Here is a 1972-nt window from a genome sequence, read left to right as displayed (position 1 = left end):
GCCATGCTCAGCCRCGCGCCCCCCGACGGCGACTGAGCAGCATGAGCGCCCCGGCGAGGAGCACGACGAGCGCACCCCCGAGCCACGGGGTCGGGTCGAATCCGGTCGAGGCGATGCCCGACGTGGATCCGGCCTGGCCGCTGCCCGGAGCGGCAGCGGGCGGGGCGCTGGGTACGGGCGTGTAGACGAACCCGCCCTCGGCGGTCGCGTCGCCGCACTCCGCGGACCCGACGACCGTGACGTCGACCGTCCCGACTCCGGCCGGCGCGACGGCGATGATCGAGGTGTCGTCGAGGACCTCGAAGCTCGTCGCGGGCACGTCGCCGAACCGCACGTCGGTCGCCCCCGCGAAGCAGTGCCCGGTGATGGTCACCTGGGTGCCGCCCGCCTCCGGTCCCGTGCCCGGTTCGATCCCGTCGATGGTGGTGACGGGCGTGTACTCGAACACGAGCGGCGCGGATGGTCCGCCGGGGGTGGTGACGACCACGTCGACGGGGCCGGCGGCGTGCGGCGGCGTCACAATGGTGATCGTCGTGTCATCCACGACCGTGAAGTCGACCTCCTCGCCGTCGACTGTGACGCTGGTCGCGCCGCCGAGGTCGGTGCCGGTGATGGTGACCTCGGTGCCGCCGGTCTCCGGACCATCGGCCGGCGAGAGCGCCGTCAGCACCGGGGCCGGCACGTACGTGAACGGCAGCGCGTTGCTGTCGCCGCCCGGCGTCGTCACGACCACGTCCACGGGGCCGGCGGCGTGTGCCGGCGTGGTGAAGGTGATCTCCGTGTCACTCACCTGGATGAACGGCACGGATGTCCCGTCGATCGTCACCTCGGTCGCGCCGGCCATGTCCGTGCCGTTGATCGTCACGGGCGTGCCGCCGGCGACCGGACCCTCATCAGGCGTGAGCGCCGTCAGCACCGGAGCCGGCACGAACGTGAACGGCAGGGCGTTGCTCGGGCCGCCGGGCGTCTCCACGATCACGTCGACCGGACCGGCCGCGTGCGGCGGGGTGGTGAACGTGATCTCGGTGTCGCTGACCTGTGTGAACGGCACGGATGCCCCGTCGACCGTCACCTCCGTCGCACCCGCGAGATTCGTGCCCGTAATCGTGACCGGCGTGCCGCCGGCGACCGGACCCTCATCGGGCGTCAGCGAGGTAAGCGCCGGAGCCGGCACGTAGGTGAACGGCAGCGGGTTGCTCGTGCCACCGGGCGTGGTGACGATCACGTCGACCGGACCCGCGGCGTGCGGCGGCGTCACGAACGCGATCTCCGTGTCGCTCACCTGGGTGAACGGCACGGATGTCCCGTCGATCGTCACCTGCGTCGCATCGGCGAGCGCCGTGCCGGTGATCGTCACGATCGTGCCGCCGACGGTCGGCCCCTCGTCGGGCGTCAGCGTCGTCAACGCGGGAGCCGGCACGTACGTGAACGGCAGCGCGTTGCTCGGCCCTCCGGGTGTGGTAACGATGACGTCGACGGGACCGGCAGCGTGCGCCGAGGTCGTGAACGTGATCTCGGTGTCGCTGACCTGCGTGAACAGCACGGGTGCCCCGTCGACCGTCACTGCCGTCGCGCCGGCCAGATCGGTCCCGGTGATYGTCACCGGCGTCCCGCCGGCGACGGGACCCTCATCGGGCGTCAGCGCGGTCAGCGCCGGGGCCGGCACGAACGTGAACGGGAGCGGCCCGCTGGTCCCGCCGGGGGTCGTGACAGTCACGTCGACCGGCCCGGGCAGGTGCGGCGGCGTCACGAACGTGACCTCGGTGGCGCTCACCTGGGTGAACGGCACGGATGCCCCGTCGATCGTCACGGCGGTCGCACCGCCGATGTTCGTACCCGTGATCGACACGAGCGTGCCACCCGCGGCCGGACCCTCATCGGGCGTCAGCGCGATCAGGCTCGGTGCCGGCACGTACGTGAACGGCAGCGCGTTGCTCGGCCCTCCGGGTGTGGTAACGATGACGTCGACGGG

1 protein-coding gene is annotated in these 1972 nt (G+C 72.2%); it reads right to left on the bottom strand.

Going from position 1 to position 1972, the window contains the following annotated elements; genetic code table 11:
• Nucleotides 1-7 precede the first annotated feature (7 nt).
• On the bottom strand, nt 8-1972 hold a 1965-nt coding region (locus AC1DY2_RS19145; RefSeq protein ID WP_476763853.1), incomplete at its 5' end, for an IPT/TIG domain-containing protein.

It is taken from the genome of Agromyces sp. P1_H4 (assembly GCF_056405255.1).
The sequence above is the reverse complement of the archived record's forward strand: the minus strand, read 5'-3'. Positions and strand labels throughout refer to the sequence as shown.